Raw genomic sequence first — 17,349 nt, forward strand, 5'->3', positions numbered from 1 at the left:
GGCGAGGGCGCCGACGCCCTGAGCCGGCCGGCGACCCTGCGGGCGATCTGGCCGGCGGTCCTCCACGCCACGTGCAGGAACCCGCTCACGGTCTTCTGGTTGGCGACGGTCATCAGCCACGCGCACTCCGCCTCGAAGTCCCGCGTGAACCGGCTTCCCGGCTCCGCCCACGGCACGGACGCGACCACCACGCCGCACTTCGGGCAGTCCACCCTGGGCATCATGGCGACCAGTTCGACCCGCCAGCATCCGAAATCCTGATGGCGCCATCGGCGCACGCCGCCGCCACGGTCATAGCCACGACGCTTCCGCCCGCACCTCGAGCACCTGAGCATGCCCGCACGCGGACGCACCCGCACCTCGAGCACGGGTTCGGGGCGCATGGGACCATCGACGATGCAGACGTTCTCGACGACCATGCCTTTGACGTTGAGGAGCTGTTTGAATATGCTGTTCATCAGGCGCTTTTCGGTTGTGTTTTTCTTGGTCGATGAACATCCTAACCAAAAAGCGCTCTTCTCTTACCGGTTCAACGCCTCACCGGCAAACAACCACCCACGAAAACAGCAATAGCGCCCTATTTGTACACGCCATGGACCAAGGGTCTGGGCTTCACGCAGGGCGAGGCTGCCCAGCTGATTGCCGCGACCGGTGCCATCAATTCGATGTTCGGCATTGTCGGCTCCTGGCTTGCCGACCGTGTGTTCGGCGCCCGCAAGGCGCTGGTCATCGGCAACATCGTCAAGGGTCTGTCCTGCGCGATTCTCGCCCTTCCGGCGTTCTCGCTGAGCCAGGGCCGTGTGTTCGCCATCGTCGGTATGATCCTGATCAACCTGCCGATCATGGGCGCGTCGAACTACTCGTTGACGGGCCTGCTGTTCCACCGCAAGGACGGCCGTCGTGACGGCGCCTACGCCATGCATAACATCGCGAACAGCATCGCCGGCTTCATCACCCCTGTGATCGCCGCGCAGCTGGGTCTGGTCAACTACCACTGGGGCTTCCTCATCGGCGCCATCGCCGCCTTCCTGTATGCGGCCGCCATCGGACTGCCCGGCAAGGCGTTCTTCGGTTCCCTCGGCTCCAAGCCGTCCCGCCCGCTGAGCGAAGCGGAGAAGAAGAAGTTCAGCCTGATCGCCCTCGCCGTTGTTGCGGTTCTTGCTGCTGCGATCGGCATCGCGGTCGGTACCGGCAAGGCCACCATCGGCACGTTCGCCAGCACCGTCAGCTCCTTCACCTTCCTGGTCGCCATCGGCTTCTTCGTGGTCATCTGGCGTTCCAAGCGCATCAAGGGCACTGAGCGTCGTCGCCTTGGTGCGGTGACTCCGATCATTCTGATGCAGATTGTGATCGGCGTGGACTACCAGCTGCAGGGCACCACGTTGCTGATGTTCCTCGACCAGCGCATCAACCGCAACTTCTTCGGCATTGAGATCGCCCCCGGCTCGTTCAACACGATCGTGGCTATCGTGGCCCTGCTCGCTGGCGTCTTCTACAGCTGGCTGTGGGCCACCAAGATCGGCGCCAAGTGGAAGTCCATCGACCGCCTGTGGTTCGGTTTCGCCTTCTCCGGCATCTCGAACCTGCTGCTCATCGTGCCGACCGTCGTGCTCTTCCCGGGCACCGCGAAGTACTCGGTCATCTTCATCCTGATCTACTACATCGTCGGCAACTTCGGTGGCTTCCCGTACGGCGTCGCCGCCACCTCGATGATTGCCGCCGCGGCTCCGAAGTCCTACGAGACGCAGATGCAGACCGGCTTCACGTTGTCCGCCGCCATCGGCACTGCCATCTCGCTGATCATTTTCGGCAAGCTTCAGACGCTCGATATGCAGCTGCCGATGTTCTGGATCATCGCCATTTTCGAGATCGCCGTCTCCGTGCTGATCTTCCTGTTCCGCAACAAGATTCAGGCGGCCATCTTGGCCGAGTGAGCCGAGTCTTGAGGCTGACCCGCCGACCGGTTTGCCGGTAGTTCCCATGGCGGCCGGTTGCCGGCCAAGGTACGTACAGGTCTATACCTGAACGTCGAGTTCTCCACCTTGGCCCGCAGCCGGCCGCCCTATTATTTTCAGCATCATCCTTGAAGCCGCCAACGGCTGGTTGACGTACGAAGGAGTCGTCATGAACACAACAACAGCAGCGCGGACAACGGTGTCCGACAGTAACGAATCCGATGGCCCTGTGAACGATGGCCATGAGATCGAACCAATCTCCGTCACCCTGATCGACGAGAACCATCTTGAGGTGCTCTGGCCCGCTGACATGGTCAACGCGGACCGCATCGATGTCTACCACCTCAACTTCCGCGGGGCGCCGATGCCGCTGTTCGTCTGGGACGACAGCATGGAATGGCAGAGCGGCACGTTGTATCAGAAGGAGATTCGCCGCACCACCGTAAGCCCCATCCGCCCGATGCGCGTCAAGGATTTCGATGACATCACCATCGGTTTCAGCGCGCCCCTGGCCGCCGCCGACGGACGACCGGTGACCGGCAAGACCTACCATGCCCAGTACCACCCGTACTACACGCATTTCCAGCGCACCGCATCCGGCATTCTCATCAAATCCGGCAACGATACCTCGCAGGAGGCTCGCGACAAGGCGGCCGAGATGGTCGATATCCTGCTGGCCAAGCTGCCTGAGGAGGCCAAGGTGATGACCAACTTCGGCGTCACCCTGAGTGTCTACGGACCTCACGAGGACGCCTTCGACGTGCCCGAACACCGCATGGGATACAAGGTCGCGCCCTATGCGGTCGCCGGCTACGGCGCCTGCGAGGGCAATCCCGCGGCATCGATCGCCGAGACGAACGTGCTGCGTGTGCTTGACGGGCCGATCACGACCAAATACCGCCACGAATCAATCCTCGCCCACGAGTTCGCGCACGGCATCCACCTCATCGGCCTGAAGTTCGCACACGGGGGAGAGCGGTACCGCCGCTTCGGCGAGCTCTATCGCCGAAGCAAGGAAGCCGGACTGTGGCCGGGCACCTACGCCATCAGCAACCACGAGGAGTTCTTCGCCACGCTCACCACCATCTGGTTCGACGTGATGGAGGAGAGCCCGGACGGCTCTTGGGAGGTGCGTGGCCCGGTGAACACCCGCGAGGAGCTGAAGCGGTATGACCCGGAAGCCTACGAGTTCATGGCCGAGATCTACCCCGAGACCCATTTCCCCGAACCGTGGGCGCACGGGCTCGACCGGTTCGACATCGACGGCACGCCGAAGGACGGTGCCGGCAAGTAGATCAAGGCATGCCGTGCGCGCGATTCTGCGTCGGAGACATACCAGAGCGTGTCGGTCGAATCTTCGGCCGGCCTGATCACAAGCAGAAGGGACACCATATGACAAGTCAGGAAAGCAGCGCCGAGATGCTGTCGGTTTTACGGGCCGCCGCGGCAGGTAACGCGACCGAACCCGAACGGGGGAAGCGGGCCGGCGGCCTGCGCATCAAGGGCGCCGGATTCGAGAGCGAAATCGGCGAGCACTGGGGCGAAAGCCCTCGCGAGGAGGTGCGTCGCAGTCCGCTGGCCGATGACGCCGCCAAGCACCGCGACGATTTCGCCGCGAGCCTGCCGGGGGAGCGGCTGGTGATTCCGGCCGGTGCCATCCGCTTCCGTACCAACGACGTGACCTATAACTTCCGCGTCAGCACGCCGTTCGCACACCTGACCGGGCTCGGCGGTGACATCGAGCCCGGTCCGGTGCTCGTCATCGACCCGGTCGTGCGCGAGGACGGCACCGTGGGCCACCGCGACACGCTGTACGTCGCCCCACCGATCGGACACGACGACAGACGCTTCTACGCGGACGCCATGCACGGCGAGTTCTGGGTGGGTCCCGCGCCCACGTTGGCCGACTTCGAGACGATGACGGGCATCGAAACCCGTAACATCGCGGAGCTCAATGAGGCGGTCGCCCGCAACGCTGGGGCCGACGGTCTGCGCGTGCGCGTGTTCCGCGGTGCCGACCCGGCGGTCGAGTCACTGGTGGATGCGGTGCGCGAGGAATCCGGACTTGGCGGCAAGGCTGCGAACCTGCCGCTCGATCTGGTGCTCGAGGAGCGCGAGGACGAGCTGCGCATCATCAAGACGCCGGCGGAAATCGAGCAGATTCGTCAAGCCATCCGCGCCACCGAACGCGGTTTCGAACGCGTCGCCGACATCATTTCGCTCGCGCCCAAGGTCAAGCGCGGTGAACGACTCATCGAAGGCGTGTTCACAGGCTCCTGCCGCATGGAGGGCAACGACGTTTCCTTCGAGACCGTGGTCGGTTCCGGCCGTCGCTCCACGTTCCTGCACTACATGATCAACGACCATCCGGTGTCCGACGGCGACGTGGTGGTGCTCGACGCCGGTGCCGAATCGCAGTACCTGTACGCGGCCGACGTGACCCGCACCCTGCCGGTGAACGGGCACTATTCGCCGGCCCAGCGCCGCGTGGCGCAGGCCGTGCTCGACGCTTCCAACGCGGCCATTGCCGCCGCCAACAAGCCGGGTGCCCGCTATCGCGACCTCATGGCGGCGGCCATGGCATCCGTGGCCCATTCGCTGGAGGATATGGGCATCCTGCCGGTCAGCGTCGAGGAATCCCTGAAGCCCGACGGCCAGCAGCACTGTCGTTGGCTGTACCACGGCACCGGCCACCACCTCGGACTCGACTGCCACGATGCCCAGCATGCGCGCGACGAATACTATCCGGACGCCGAACTCAAGCCCGGCATGGTCTTCACGATGGAACCCGGACTGTACTTCCACGACAACGACCTGCTCGTGCCCGAGGAGTACCGCGGCATCGGGGTACGCCTTGAGGACGACCTGCTCGTCACCGACAGCGGCGAGGTCGTGATTCTGAGCGATGGCGTGCCGCGCAGCCCCGAAGGCATCGAGGCATGGATGGCCATGCACAGCCCGGACCGTTACATCGCCGACCTGACCGGATACGACCCGTCCCTGGCCAACTGATACTGGGCTGTGCCGCGAAGGCTCCCCTCTTTAAGGGGAGCTGTCAGTGAAGCTGACTGAGGGGAGTCTCCCCGCAATCCATGCGGCAACGAACCGTGCAACATAACTGAATCAAGGAACAACGAAATTGCAGTGGTCCCCTGCCGGAAGTACCGGTGCACCGGCCGCACACATCACGTATGCGCCAGTGCACCGGAAGCGCGGGGGACGATACCGCCGAAAGGACATAATCCATGGGCAACGAACCGCAATACGACGCCGAAACGCTCGCGCGCCTCAACGCCTTGGCCGCCGACAACGACCTCAAGCCGCAAGCCGGACGCCGAGGGGGCGGCCTGGCGCTGAAGGGCAAGGGCTTCGAGGACATCATCTTCAAGCACTGGGGGGCGAACCCGAACAAGAAGGTCTTCACACGCAGTCCCTTCGCCGACGATGCCGCCAAGCACCGCGCCGAACTCGTCTCCAAACTGCCCGGCGAACGCCTCGTCATCCCGGCCGGCACCGTACGCCATCGCACCTGGGACATCGACTTCCTGTTCCGCACCGGCACCGCGTACGCACATCTGACCGGTCTCGGCCGCGACCTCGAGGCGGACTCCGCGCTGGTCATCGACCCCGTACTCAACGAGGACGGCACCGCCGGATACCATGCCACGATTTATCTGGAGCCGGCCATCGACCGCTCCAACCCGCGCTTCTTCTCCGACTCCAAGCACGGCGAGTTCTGGGTGGGTCCGCGCCCGATGCCCGAGGACTTCCACATCATGACCGGCCTCGACATCAAGGATCGCACCGAGCTTGAGGACGCCCTGCGCGCCGGAGCCGGCCCGGACGGCATTCACATCCGCGTGCTGCGCGGCTACGACCCGAGCATCGACGCCTTGGTGGACAAGGTGCGCGAGGAGTCCGGGCTGGGCGACGCCGCGGCCAACCGAGGTGTGGACGCCGTGCTCGAGCAGAGCGAGGACGAATGCCGCATCATCAAGACGCCGCGCGAGGTGGCCGAGATCCAGAAGGCCGTCGAGGCCACGCAGCGCGGTTTCGACCGCGTGGCGGACATCCTGCCCATCGCCCGTCAGGTCAAGCGCGGCGAGCGTCTGCTCGAGGCCACGTTCACCCACTCCTGCCGGTACGAGGGCAACTACATCTCCTTCGAAACGAACGCCGCCTCCGGCCCACGCGCCACCATCCTCGACTACCATGCCAACGACCACGCGCTCAAGGACGGCGAGCTGTTCCTGCTCGACGCCGGCATCGAACTTGATTCGCTGTACAGCGCCGACATCACGCGCACGTTCCCCGTGAACGGCAAGTTCTCCAAGGCCCAGCGTGAGATCTACCAGGCCGTGCTCGACTCGGCCGACGCGGCCATCGAGGCCGCCAACAAACCGGGCGCCGTCTACCACGACATGATGGATGCGGTAATGGTCTCCATCGCGCACTCGCTCGAGAAGCTCGGCATCCTGCCGGTCAGCGCCGAAGAGGCCCTGAAGCCCGACGGCCATCAGTACCAGCGCTGGCTGTACCACGGCACCGGACACCACCTCGGCCTCGACTGCCATGACGCCTACCGCTCGCGCAACGAGTTCTACCCGGACGCGCCGCTCAAGCCCGGCATGGTGTTCACGCTCGAGCCGGGACTGTACTTCGACGCCGCCGACGAGCTGGTGCCCGAGGAATACCGCGGCATCGGCGCGCGCATCGAGGACGACCTGCGGGTCGACGAGAACGGCCGCACCGTGCTCATGACCACGTTCGCCCGCACGCCCGACGAGATCGAGGCGTGGCTCGCTGCCCACGGCCCTGAGGACTACATCCAGAGCTTCCTCGACCACGAGGCCGCCTGTGCCGAGTGACCTCTTTAGCGGTGCCTTTCTTTGAGAGGCGAACCGTGAGGTGGACAGTCCGGTGGACTGTCCGTAGGTGAGGTGAGCGGCTGTGCCGCGAAGGCTTCTCTCTTTGAGGGGAGCTGCCAGCGAAGCTGGCTGAGGGGGAGTCCCCGAACGTGAGCACTTACTCAGTCGGCTTCGCCGCCAGCTCTCTTTATCGAGGGGAGCTACTTTTCCTTTCACTCCAAATAATCAGACAAACCGGTCATCCGTAATACACTGGTCCTACCATGCGGCACCAATGACGGTTCCGCACCGTTTTCTCCCCACGGAATCGTTCGCGATTCCCCACTTGACGACAATCTTGACGACAATGCAGGAGGTACTGATATGCATGCAATGAAGAGGGCCGTGGCGGCCATCGCGGCGGCGTGCGCACTGGCCATGGGATTGGCCGGCTGCGGCACGAAGCAGAACGGCACATCATCCGAGCAGGGCCAGATCATCACGGTCGGCAGCAAGGAGCCCACCAACCCGCTCACCCCCGGGCAGACGCTCGACGGCAACGCCGGTCAGATCATCAACACGCTGTATGCGGGACTGGTCAGCTACAACGCCGACGGCAGTACGCGCAACGAAGTCGCCAAGGAGATCAAGACCAACGACGATTCCACCGAATTCACCATCACCCTGAACGACGGATGGAAGTTCACCGATGGCACGGCCGTGACGGCGAAGTCCTTCGCTCGTGCATGGAGCTACGTGGCGAACGTGACCAACGGCCAGTTGGGCGCCTCCTTCTTCTCCACCATCGAAGGCTATGACGACCTGCAGAAGGACGGCGTGGACGGTGCTGCGCAACTCTCCGGCCTCGAGGTCAAGGACGATTCCACACTGATCGTGCACATGTCCCGCCCGGATTCGGTGTTCCCGCTCAAACTCGGGTACTGCGTGTTCTATCCGCTTCCCGACTCCTTCTATCAGGACCCGAAGGGCTACGCCGAGCACCCCATCGGCAACGGCCCGTACAAGTTCTCGTCGTGGACCCACGGCAGCAGCATCGAGGTCGTCAGGAACCCTGCCTACAACGGTCCCCGCAAGGCCAAGAACGACGGCATCACCTTCAAGATGTACACCGACACCAACGGCGCCTACGCGGATGTGCAAAGCGGCAACCTCGACATCCTGACCACCCTGCCATCCACGGCGCTCGGCTCCTTCCAGAACAACAAGCTGGTCAAGGCGTACAACGAGCCCGGCTCGAGCTTCGTGGCCATGATGTTCCCGGCCAAGAGCAACCACATCACGTATGACGAGGAAGGCCGCCTGCGCCGTCAGGCCATCTCCAAGGCCATCGACCGCGAGACCATCGTCGAGAAGATCCTGCACGGCACCGCCACGCCCGCGACCGACTTCATCGCCCCGCCGATTTCGGGATACAGCAGCACGCTGAAGAACAAGTCGAACATCGAATACGACGCGGCAGAGGCGAAGGCCCTGTGGGCCAAGGCCGACGAGATCAGCCCGTGGAGCGGCGAGCTGGAGATCGACTACCCGTCCGACGCGCCGGTGAAGGAATGGATTCAGGCCATCGCCAACGGACTGAAGAACACGCTGGGCATCGAAGTGAAGGTCAACGCCTTCCCGACGAGCAAGGACTACTACACCGCGATGGACGAGCGCAAGCTCGGCGGCATGTACCGCGGTGGCTGGGCGCCCGACTACCCGTCCGCGGAGAACTACCTTGTGCAGCTGTATTCGTCCGCAGCCGCCGACGGCAAGGGAGGCAACTCCAGCGACTACAAGAACCCCGACTTCGACGCCGCGATGGACACGGCCGCCGCCTCGTCGTCCGTCGAGGAGGCGAACAAGCACTATCAGGAGGGCGAGGAGTACCTGCTCGAGGACCTGCCGTCGATTCCGCTGTGGTACACGAACACCGTCGCGGTTTCGACGCCGAATCTGAAGAACGTCGCCTTCGACTTCCAGAGCAATCCGGTGCTGTACGACATCACGAAGTGATGGTGAGGTGGGGCGTAACCGCGGTTGGTTGTGTTCGCCTCCCGCGCGGCTGTGTGCTCTGTGCTTCCGTACCGTTGCCTGTCTTCCTCCGCATTGCTGTCTGCTTCCGCGTGGCTGTGACAGTGGTCGTAGCGGCCGTTTCCTACAGGAACCCACCGGCTCCCAGTAGAAAACGGCCGCAAATCAGGGTCTCAGCGTCCGTTTCCTACTGAGAGTCATGCTCTTCTGGTAGAAACCGGCCGCTGACGAGCCGGTGAGCGTCCGTTTTCTACCAGAAGCCTCTTCCTCCTGACAGAATCCGGACGCAAATGGGCCACTCAGCGTCCGGATTCTGCCAGGAAGTCGCTGGTCCTGACCCTTTACGGACGCTAACAGGCCGATTTGCGTCCGATTATGGTCAGTAAGCCTTCACTCCTGACACAAACCGGACGGTACAAGGAGTACAGGTATACGAAAAGGGTGTGTCCCCACAACGGGAACACACCATCTTCCGGTTCACGGCCAACTGGCATCAAGCGTGCCGGCCGCCGAGGACTACTCGATGATCACGTCCTCGGGCTTGATGTCGGAGGTGAAGCTCGGGGCGAGCTCGGTCTCGTAGGCGTTCTTGAAGAAGCCGTCGGCGCTGAGCTGCTTGATCTCCTTGTTGGTCCAGTCGAGCAGATCCTTGTTACCCTTCTTCACGGCCGGGGCGATGGTGGATTCCTCACCGAGGGTCTTGACGCCCACGGTGTAGCCCGGGTTGTCCTTGGCCCAGGCGTACAGGTAGGTGTTGTCGTCGGCGAGGGCGGCCACACGGCCATCCTTGAAGGCCTGGAACTGCTGGGTCTTGGAATCGAACTTCTGCAGCTCGACGTCGGGGTAGTTCTCGGTGAAGTAGGTCTCGGCGGTGGTGCCCTTGGTCACGGCCAGCTGCTTGCCCTTGAGCTGGTCGGCGCTGGTAATCTTGGCGCTGTCGGGGGAGACCACGCCGATGGACACCTTCATGTACGGCTCGGCGAAGTCGACGACCTGCTTGCGCTCGTCGGTCACGGTGAAGTTGGCGAGCACGAGGTCCACCTTGTCGCTCTTCAGGGAGTCCACACGGCCGTCGGCGTTGACCTGCACCCACTCGACCTTGACGCCGAGGTCCTTGCCGATCTGGTTGCCGAGGGCCACGTCGTAGCCGGCGCGGGTGCCGTCGTTCTTCACGTAGCCGTAGGGCGGCAGGTCGCCGAAGGTGGCGATGCGGATGGTGCCGTCCTTCTTGATCTGATCGACGGTCTTGCCCTCCTGGGACGAGCCGGACGAGCTGGACGAACCGGATGCGCCGGCGGCCGCCGGGTCCGGGCCGTTGCCGCAGGCGGCCACGGAGATCAGCGTGGCCGCGGCGAGCAGACCCGCCGCAATCCTCTTGGCATTCTTGAACATGATAGTTCCTCTCCTCTTGGTTATGTGGTTATGGTTGTTGGTTGGTTTCAGGAAAAGTGTGCAATCAGTCCTGCGGCTCGGCACCCACCGGTGCCATGCTCTCCAGGAAGTTCCGGGCACGATCGGTCTGGGGATGGGTGAAGAACTCGTTGCCGGACTGGCGTTCGAGAATCACGCCGTTCTCCAGGAACATCACCGTGTCTGCCACGCGGCGTGCGAACTCCATCTCGTGCGTCACCACGATCATGGTCATGTGTCGCTTGGCCAGGCGCAGCATAAGCTCGAGCACCTCGCGCACCATCTCGGGGTCGAGCGAGGCGGTCACCTCGTCGAACAGCATGAGCTCCGGGTTCATCGCCAGCGCGCGCACGATGGCGATGCGCTGCTTCTGGCCGCCCGACAGCTCACGCGGATAGGCGTTCTTGTACTCGCTCAGCTGCACGTCGGCCAGCAGACGGTCCATCTGCTCGTCCACCTCGGCCTTCGGACGCTTCTGCACCTTGGTTGGGCCGAGCTCGATGTTCTTCGCCACGGTGAGGTTCGGGAACAGGTCGTAGCTCTGGAACACCATGCCGATCTCGGTGCGCAGCTTGCGCCATGCGCGCTCGTTGTTGGCCGGCACCGCCTGCCCCTTGAACACGATCTCGCCGCCCTGGATGGTCTCGAGGCCGTTGAGGCAGCGGATGAGCGTGGACTTGCCGGAGCCGGAGGGCCCGAGCAGCACGAGCACCTGACCGCGCTTGACATCGAAGCTCACGTCCTTGAGCACCTCGTGGGTGCCGTAGGACTTCTTGAGATGACGGACGGACAGCAGCGGCGCGTCATCGGGGGAGATGGCGGAATCGCCGGAACCGTGGCCGGCCGTCGTCGCCGAGGTTGTCGCCGGATTCGGCGCGACCGACGGGTTGAGGACTGCGGAATCAGCCATTGTTGCGCTCCTTGGCTCGCTTTTCGAGGGCCTTGGCGATCATCGCCAGCGGCCAGCAGATGATGAAATACAGGAAGAAGATGAATCCGTACACCCAGAACGCGGCGTCCGGATGGGTCATGCGGTTGGCCTCCATGATCTGCTGGCCCACCGTGATCACGTCAATCACGCTGATGAGCAGCAGCAGGGAGGTGGTCATGATCACGCGGGCGGCCAGGTTGATGGTGGCTGGAATCATGAGGTTGATGGACTGCGGGATGCGCACGTACCACAGCAACTGCAGCCCGTTCATGCCGAGGGCTTTACCGGCGTCCACCTGATGATCAGACACGGAGATTAGGGCGCCACGCACGATGTCGCTGATCTCGGCCGACACCCACAGGCCGAATGCCACCACGGCCACCGTGACGCCGTCCACCTGCACGCCGAGCTCGCGCGGCAGGATGTAGTAGGACAGGAACAGCAGCACCAGCGTGGGTACGATGCGGAAGAACTCGAGATAGAGGCGCAGCACGGCGCGCAGCACAGGGTTCTTCAGGATGCGCAGGGCGCCGAGCACCACGCCCAGCGGGATGCCGACCAGCAGAGCCAGCCCGGCCACCGTCACCGAAGTGCCGAGACCGGACAGGAGACGGGTGAAGTTGTCGCCGGTGAACAGCACGCTCGCGCCGGAAGCCAGCGTGGTGGACGCGGGATACGCGGGGGAGAGCGCCACGTCAGTTATCGCCGAAAGTACCACGACGGACCCTCCTTTCCAGCAGCGTCAGGATGATGGACAACGGGATGAGGATGATCGCGTACGCCACCACCAGCATGAACAGGTATTCGTCGCTGCGGTAGTACATGCCGATCAGGTCGCGCGCGGTATTGGTGAGCTCGGGCACGGCGATTACGGTGAACACCGAGGTCTCCTTGACCATGAAGATGATGTTCGCGGCCACCGCCGGCACGCTGCGCGTCAGTCCCTGCGGCAGTGTGACGTGCCGGATCATCTGCAGCGGGGCGAGACCCAGCGCGCGCGCCGATTCCTTCTGCACGCGCGGCATGCCGCTGAAGCCGCCCTCGAACGCGCCGGACATGTAGGCCGCGCCGAAGATGGACATGCCCACGATCGCGCAGGTCTGGGCGCTCCACATGATGCCCACGGAGGGCAGGCCGTAGTACAGGAAGAACAGCTGGATGAGCAGCGGGGTGTTGCGGAACAGCTCCTGGAACACGGTGCTGATATGCGAGAGCACGGGCGTGCGGTACTCGCGCAGCAACGCCAGCACCAGTCCCAGCGCGGTGGCCAGCACCACGCTGATGGCGGACAGCTTGAGCGTGAGCACGAACGCGCGCTCGAACAGCGGGAGCGCGGACTGCATGATCTGCCAGCTCACGGCCTGCCCTCCTCTCGTGATTGCTTTGGTTGTAGTACTTGGTTCATGTCTCTCTCATGTCTGCATGTGCGCATGCGCATAACCCATGCGTGCCGTGCGGTCTGTGCGTTCCGCCCGAGCGGTGCCGCCCAGGCTAGGCGGCCCGGGTGGGGTGTGCGGACCATGGTGGTCCGCGATGGTCTCGCCGGCCCGTCGCAGGCCGTGCAGGGCGGCCTCGGTTTGCTAACTAACGCTTAAGGATAACGGGTGTGGGGCCGGTCCTTTGTACGAGGAAGCCGACGACGGCTCGTCGGCGGGAGCCTGTTCGAGCGGTTCCATGAGCCGGTCGGCGGCCGCGGCGTAGTGCCTGAGGAGCATCGCCGGTCACTGAATCCCAATGGTTGCAACGGATTGCGCGCAGCTATGTGATGCCGACGGTGGGCGGGCGATGCCGTGGTGTCATGGCGTGATATGAGTGGCGCTTATACCCGGCTATCAGATACTCCGAAGAGGCGGATGTCCATATTATGCGATTGTGCGCGGCCGGACGTTTCTCGCGGGGTGTTCCGTACGGGAGTTTTCCGCGAGGCGCGCGGGTGTTCCGTGCGGGTGTTTCGCGCGGGAGGGCGCTTGTCGCTTTGCCCCTTAGACTGGAAGTCATGTCTCTTACTATTGGAATCGTCGGACTGCCGAACGTCGGCAAGTCCACCATGTTCAACGCACTGACCCGCAACAACGTGCTCGCCGAGAACTACCCGTTCGCCACCATCGAGCCGAACACCGGCATCGTGCCGCTGCCGGACAAGCGTCTGCCCGTGCTCGCCGAGCTGGTGCACACGGAGAAGATCGTGCCCGCCACGGTGACCTTCGTGGATATCGCCGGCATCGTCAAGGGAGCCTCCGAGGGCGAGGGCCTGGGCAACAAGTTTCTGGCCAACATCCGTGAGGCCGACGCGATCTGCGAGGTCGTGCGCGCCTTCGTGGACGACGACATCGTGCACGTCAACGGCAAGGTCGACCCGGCCGACGACATCGACACCATCAACACCGAGCTGATTCTGGCTGATTTGCAGACCATCGAGAACGCGTTGCCGAAGCTCGAGAAGGATCTTCGCGGCAAGAAGATCGAGCCGGCGTATCTGGACGCGGTCAAGAAGGCCAAGGAGATTCTCGAGGCCGGCGAGACGCTGGACAAGGCCGCGCGCGAGGGCCGCTTCGACAAGGACTCCGTCTACGACCTGCACCTGATGACCGCCAAGCCGTTCATCTACGTGTTCAACGTGGACGACAACGAGCTGCAGAACAAGGAGCTGCAGTCCAAGCTCGCCGCGTCCGTGGCCCCGGCGCCGGCCGTGTTCCTCAACGCCCAGTTCGAGGCCGACCTCACCGAGCTTGATGAGGCCGATGCCCGTGAGATGCTTGCCGACGCGGGACTCAAGGAGTCCGGTCTGGACCAGCTGGCCCGCGTGGGCTTCGACATCCTCGGTCTGCAGACCTTCCTGACCGCGGGCGAGAAGGAAGTGCGCGCCTGGCAGATCCACAAGGGCTGGACCGCGCCGCAGGCCGCCGGCGTGATTCACACCGACTTCGAGAAGGGCTTCATCAAGGCCGACATCGTCTCCTACGATGACTTCGTGGCCGCCGAAGGCTCGATGGTCAAGATCAAGGAGGAGGGCAAGCTCCGTCAGGAGGGCCGCGACTACGTGATGCAGGACGGCGACATCGTCGAGTTCAAGTTCAACGTGTCGAAGTAGTGATTGTCGGGTAGAGCTGAGGGCCTTGGATTCCAGTGATTCCAAGGCCCTTGTTTATGTTGCAAACAATTGTCGGCGCGAGAGGTTGCGCTGTGGCATTTGCTCCGGAAATATGAGAAGAGCCTTCCGGGTTGCGCACTGTAAGGAGGCGTGGAAGGCTGCTGTTGACTTGAATCTATCGCGCGACCATGACTGTATGCTTGCCGATTGCTTACGATGGTAATTCTGCCGCGGGAATATATACTCGAAATAGGGTTTTTCAAGTCGGAATGGAGGCGGGCATGCCGGAGCTGAGCAGATTCTTCGGAATCATCGTTCGCATGATGTACCAAGATGAAAGCGAACATCACAAGCCTCACGTCCATGTGTACTACGGTGACTTCAAAGCCTCTATCGGCATCGATGGCGAGCTGTTGGCCGGCTCCCTTCCCGCCAAGCAATACAAACTGGTGGCCGCGTGGCTTGTCCTGCATGAGGACGAATTGTATAAAGCATGGAATGAAGCGGTGTCCGGGCGTCCGTTCGACCGTATCAAGCCGCTTTCGTGAGGAGAGGAATCAGCCATGTTTGAAGTGAACGGCATCCTGTATGCGGATGAGCCGTCCCGGGAGCTGGAAGTCAGATCAGCCCGCGTCACCGGCGACCACATCATGCTGGTGATGTTCTCCACCGGCGAGACACGTTTGTGCGATTTCACCGAGATGTACGACGATGTTCCTGCCTTCTCTCCATTGCGGGACGAGAAGACATTCGAGGACTTCCGTATTGATCACGGAATCTTGACTTGGTGCGACGGTGACATCGACATCTCGCCCACATACTTGTATGAGCACTCATACGAATACGCCGCCTATGGTGAGCTGGTTTCAGCCTGATGCCATACATCGACATCGTCGAGTTCAAGTTCAACGTGTCGAAGTAGGGTGTAGCGCCCCTGTAAAACGGCGGAATTCCAACGTTTCCGATGTTTCGGGGCGTGCGAATCCGCCGTTTTTCGATTGTCGGGGAACGGCTGATTATGCCTGGCATCTGGCCGTTTGCGGGCCGGATAGTATGCCCATAGAGTGTCCTTTCAAGGGGCGCGTCTCCGGCGGATGCTCGAAGGCGCTCCCGGTGATGGGAGGGACATCATGGCGACCAGCGGCAGATGGCGTACGAAGGGGGCGATCCTACCGTTGGCGGAATTCGCCATTGACGCACGATCTGTAGCGTGCTGTGTGTTCTGGTTTGGTGTGGATTGGTCACGTTCGTGATCACAGAGCCTGCATTCATGTCTTGCGAGAGTCCACAGTCCATTTCCGGCGCCGCACGTCGGTTATGATGACACCGCAAATCTGCGTACATCGTGAGGAATTGGAGGAAGGCGTCGTCATGATCGGTGGCAGGGAGACCGTGGCGGAGTCGCTGACGAGAGAGCTGATTCATCGCTTCTACTCGGGTGACGCGCGGTGGTTGGCCGGACACTTCGCTCCCGATTTCACGGGTATCGGTGCGCAGTCGGAGCAGTATCGCATCAGCGTTGATGATATTCTCCGTAATACCGGGGTCATGCCTGATTTGGTGTTCGTCCGGGAGCGCTACGAGCAGGTGGCGCAGTCAGGCGATATGACCGTGGTGATGGGTCAGTACGCGGCCTATGTCGCGCCGGGGCAGGAGATGGCATTCGCCGATATTCAGCGATTCACCGTGATCTGGCGTGATCTTCAGAACCGTGATCTTCAGAACCGTGATCTTCAGAACAATGACGTGTCGCGTGCGAAACTGGTGCATTGGCATCTGTCGAATCCGTTACGCGCCTCCGTAAAAGGTGAACGGTTCCCGCGCAGAACGGCGTTGGGGATTTCGCGTGCGATGTCGTTGATGACCGAACAGAAACGGTATCAGCGTGAATTGCAGATCCAGGACGTGACCGGCGCGACTCATCGACTGTTGCTGTTCGACCTGCAGTATGTGGAGTCCGCGGGGCATAACACGGTGCTGCACATGACGGATGGTGCGAAATACGTGGTGCATCGCGGGCTTGGCGCATTTTTGGCTGACACCGGTCTGGAGGATGATCGATGCGGTTTCGTGCGCGTCCATCGCGGGTATGCGGTGAACGCGCTGTACGTGCGCAGTGTCTCCGATTGCGTGACGATGGTGAACGGCGATACGCTGCCGGTGCCGCAGCGCAAGGTTACCGTCGTGCGTGAAACCATCGCCGCCGCGCGTATCGATGACGATATGGCGTGACGGTTAGGGGTGGGATTCGCGCCGCGCGGTTTCCGTCTGTGGGACTTTTGAGTGATCTCACTTCTGGGCCGCTACTGGGGATTTCCTGCGGTGCTGCGATTTGCTGCCGGCTTGGGGTGGGCTCTCAGGCGGGGCTCAGGCGGGTTCAGTGTCGTTGGGAAGCCAGTATGTGGCTGGTTTGACGGTGAGCGTGCTGTTTGCGTTGTTGGGCGGCCAGTGACTGGCCTGTCAACGCCACTGAGTCGGTCAGCGTTGCTGGGGGACCAGTGCGTGGCTGTTCGGCGATGCCTGGAAGCCGATTTTCAGTGCAGGAAAGCCAGGGCTTGGCTCTTTGACGACGCTGAGCGAGCGTACAGCGCTCAACGACCAGTGACTGGCTCGTTCGCAATAGCGAATCGAGGCTCAGCGTTGTCACCCGGCCGCGCGTTGGCTTGGCCGCGACGGTGTCGTGGAAGATTCGCAAGCTGGCGCTGGAAACCATCACTGGCTGTCTGCAAAATGCCCAGGGATACGCTACGGCGCGAGGCAGGAATGCAAGCCATCGCCCGTTGTCTGCAAAATGCGCCGGGATTCGCGACGGCTCGGGGTAAGTATGCGCGACGGCGCGGAGCAAGGATGCAGACTATTGCCTGTTGTTTTGCGGAATGCGCTGTCCGCCGCCCCGCACAACAGCCTTGCGGGGTGGTTCATCCGTCAACAAATGATCAGCGAATGATCAACGAATGTACGGTGCAGGACTGCATGCTCTGGTGCATTCATGCCTTTGTGCATATCGTTCGTGCCTTGTCTCGTCCGCGGGCGTTTTCGCCTTGATAGCGTGAGGGAAGGGTCTCTTCCACTGGTTTTTCG

The 17,349-nt window shown here is 62.6% G+C and carries 14 protein-coding genes; 9 read left to right on the plus strand and 5 right to left on the minus strand.

The annotated features are described in order from the left end of the window. The coding region (locus BMYO_RS12230) for a helix-turn-helix domain-containing protein (protein ID WP_143249162.1) at positions 1-458 on the minus strand (458 nt) is incomplete at its 3' end. Between the two features lie 111 nt (positions 459-569). On the opposite strand from BMYO_RS12230, the gene BMYO_RS09550 reads away from it, so the two are divergent. From BMYO_RS09550 to BMYO_RS09570, 5 genes are all read left to right on the plus strand, one after another. Continuing rightward, positions 570-1,934 carry an MFS transporter gene (locus tag BMYO_RS09550; protein ID WP_338024388.1) on the plus strand — a complete coding sequence of 455 codons (1,365 nt, stop codon included), beginning with the start codon at positions 570-572 and terminating at the stop codon, positions 1,932-1,934. Between the two features lie 190 nt (positions 1,935-2,124). Next, on the plus strand, positions 2,125-3,249 hold the full coding sequence (locus BMYO_RS09555; RefSeq protein WP_143249163.1) for a hypothetical protein: 1,125 nt from the start codon (positions 2,125-2,127) through the stop codon (positions 3,247-3,249). Between the two features lie 98 nt (positions 3,250-3,347). Continuing rightward, complete coding sequence (locus BMYO_RS09560) at positions 3,348-4,967, plus strand: aminopeptidase P family protein (RefSeq protein WP_158216979.1); 1,620 nt, start codon at positions 3,348-3,350, stop codon at positions 4,965-4,967. A gap of 233 nt (positions 4,968-5,200) precedes the next feature. Continuing rightward, the gene (locus BMYO_RS09565; protein ID WP_094668245.1) at positions 5,201-6,823 is read left to right on the plus strand and encodes an aminopeptidase P N-terminal domain-containing protein; all 1,623 of its coding nucleotides are present in this window, start codon (positions 5,201-5,203) and stop codon (positions 6,821-6,823) included. 363 nt (positions 6,824-7,186) lie between these two features. After that, positions 7,187-8,818 (plus strand): peptide ABC transporter substrate-binding protein, encoded by a 1,632-nt coding sequence (locus BMYO_RS09570; RefSeq protein ID WP_420807309.1) that lies wholly within the window; start codon positions 7,187-7,189, stop codon positions 8,816-8,818. 534 nt (positions 8,819-9,352) lie between these two features. Here the strand turns inward: BMYO_RS09570 and BMYO_RS09575 are convergent. The 4 genes from BMYO_RS09575 to BMYO_RS09590 all read right to left on the minus strand — a co-directional run bounded on the left by BMYO_RS09575 (position 9,353) and on the right by BMYO_RS09590 (position 12,535). Continuing rightward, positions 9,353-10,228: a transporter substrate-binding domain-containing protein gene (locus tag BMYO_RS09575; protein WP_094668246.1), complete on the minus strand. Its 876-nt coding sequence runs from the start codon at positions 10,226-10,228 to the stop codon at positions 9,353-9,355. Positions 10,229-10,292: 64 nt separating this feature from the next. Further along, positions 10,293-11,063: an ATP-binding cassette domain-containing protein gene (locus tag BMYO_RS09580; protein WP_094668261.1), complete on the minus strand. Its 771-nt coding sequence runs from the start codon at positions 11,061-11,063 to the stop codon at positions 10,293-10,295. A gap of 85 nt (positions 11,064-11,148) precedes the next feature. After that, positions 11,149-11,895, minus strand: coding sequence for an amino acid ABC transporter permease (locus tag BMYO_RS09585; protein ID WP_233428247.1), 747 nt, complete (start codon positions 11,893-11,895; stop codon positions 11,149-11,151). Next, on the minus strand, positions 11,873-12,535 hold the full coding sequence (locus tag BMYO_RS09590; protein ID WP_094668247.1) for an amino acid ABC transporter permease: 663 nt from the start codon (positions 12,533-12,535) through the stop codon (positions 11,873-11,875). Before BMYO_RS09590 ends, BMYO_RS09585 begins: the two co-directional genes overlap by 23 nt. Positions 12,536-13,173: 638 nt before the next feature. On the opposite strand from BMYO_RS09590, the gene ychF reads away from it, so the two are divergent. From ychF to BMYO_RS09610, 4 genes are all read left to right on the plus strand, one after another. Next, positions 13,174-14,268: a redox-regulated ATPase YchF gene (ychF, locus tag BMYO_RS09595; protein ID WP_094668248.1), complete on the plus strand. Its 1,095-nt coding sequence runs from the start codon at positions 13,174-13,176 to the stop codon at positions 14,266-14,268. Between the two features lie 281 nt (positions 14,269-14,549). Then, positions 14,550-14,816 (plus strand): DUF4160 domain-containing protein, encoded by a 267-nt coding sequence (locus tag BMYO_RS09600; protein WP_094668249.1) that lies wholly within the window; start codon positions 14,550-14,552, stop codon positions 14,814-14,816. A 15-nt stretch (positions 14,817-14,831) separates the two neighbouring features. Further along, entirely contained in the window at positions 14,832-15,143 is a 312-nt protein-coding gene (locus BMYO_RS09605) for a DUF2442 domain-containing protein (protein ID WP_094668250.1), read from the plus strand. Positions 15,144-15,639: 496 nt separating this feature from the next. Beyond that, complete coding sequence (locus BMYO_RS09610; protein WP_158216980.1) at positions 15,640-16,500, plus strand: LytTR family DNA-binding domain-containing protein; 861 nt, start codon at positions 15,640-15,642, stop codon at positions 16,498-16,500. Positions 16,501-17,349 lie beyond the last annotated feature (849 nt).

Source organism: Bifidobacterium myosotis (genome assembly GCF_002259745.1).
Classification (GTDB): domain Bacteria; phylum Actinomycetota; class Actinomycetes; order Actinomycetales; family Bifidobacteriaceae; genus Bifidobacterium; species Bifidobacterium myosotis.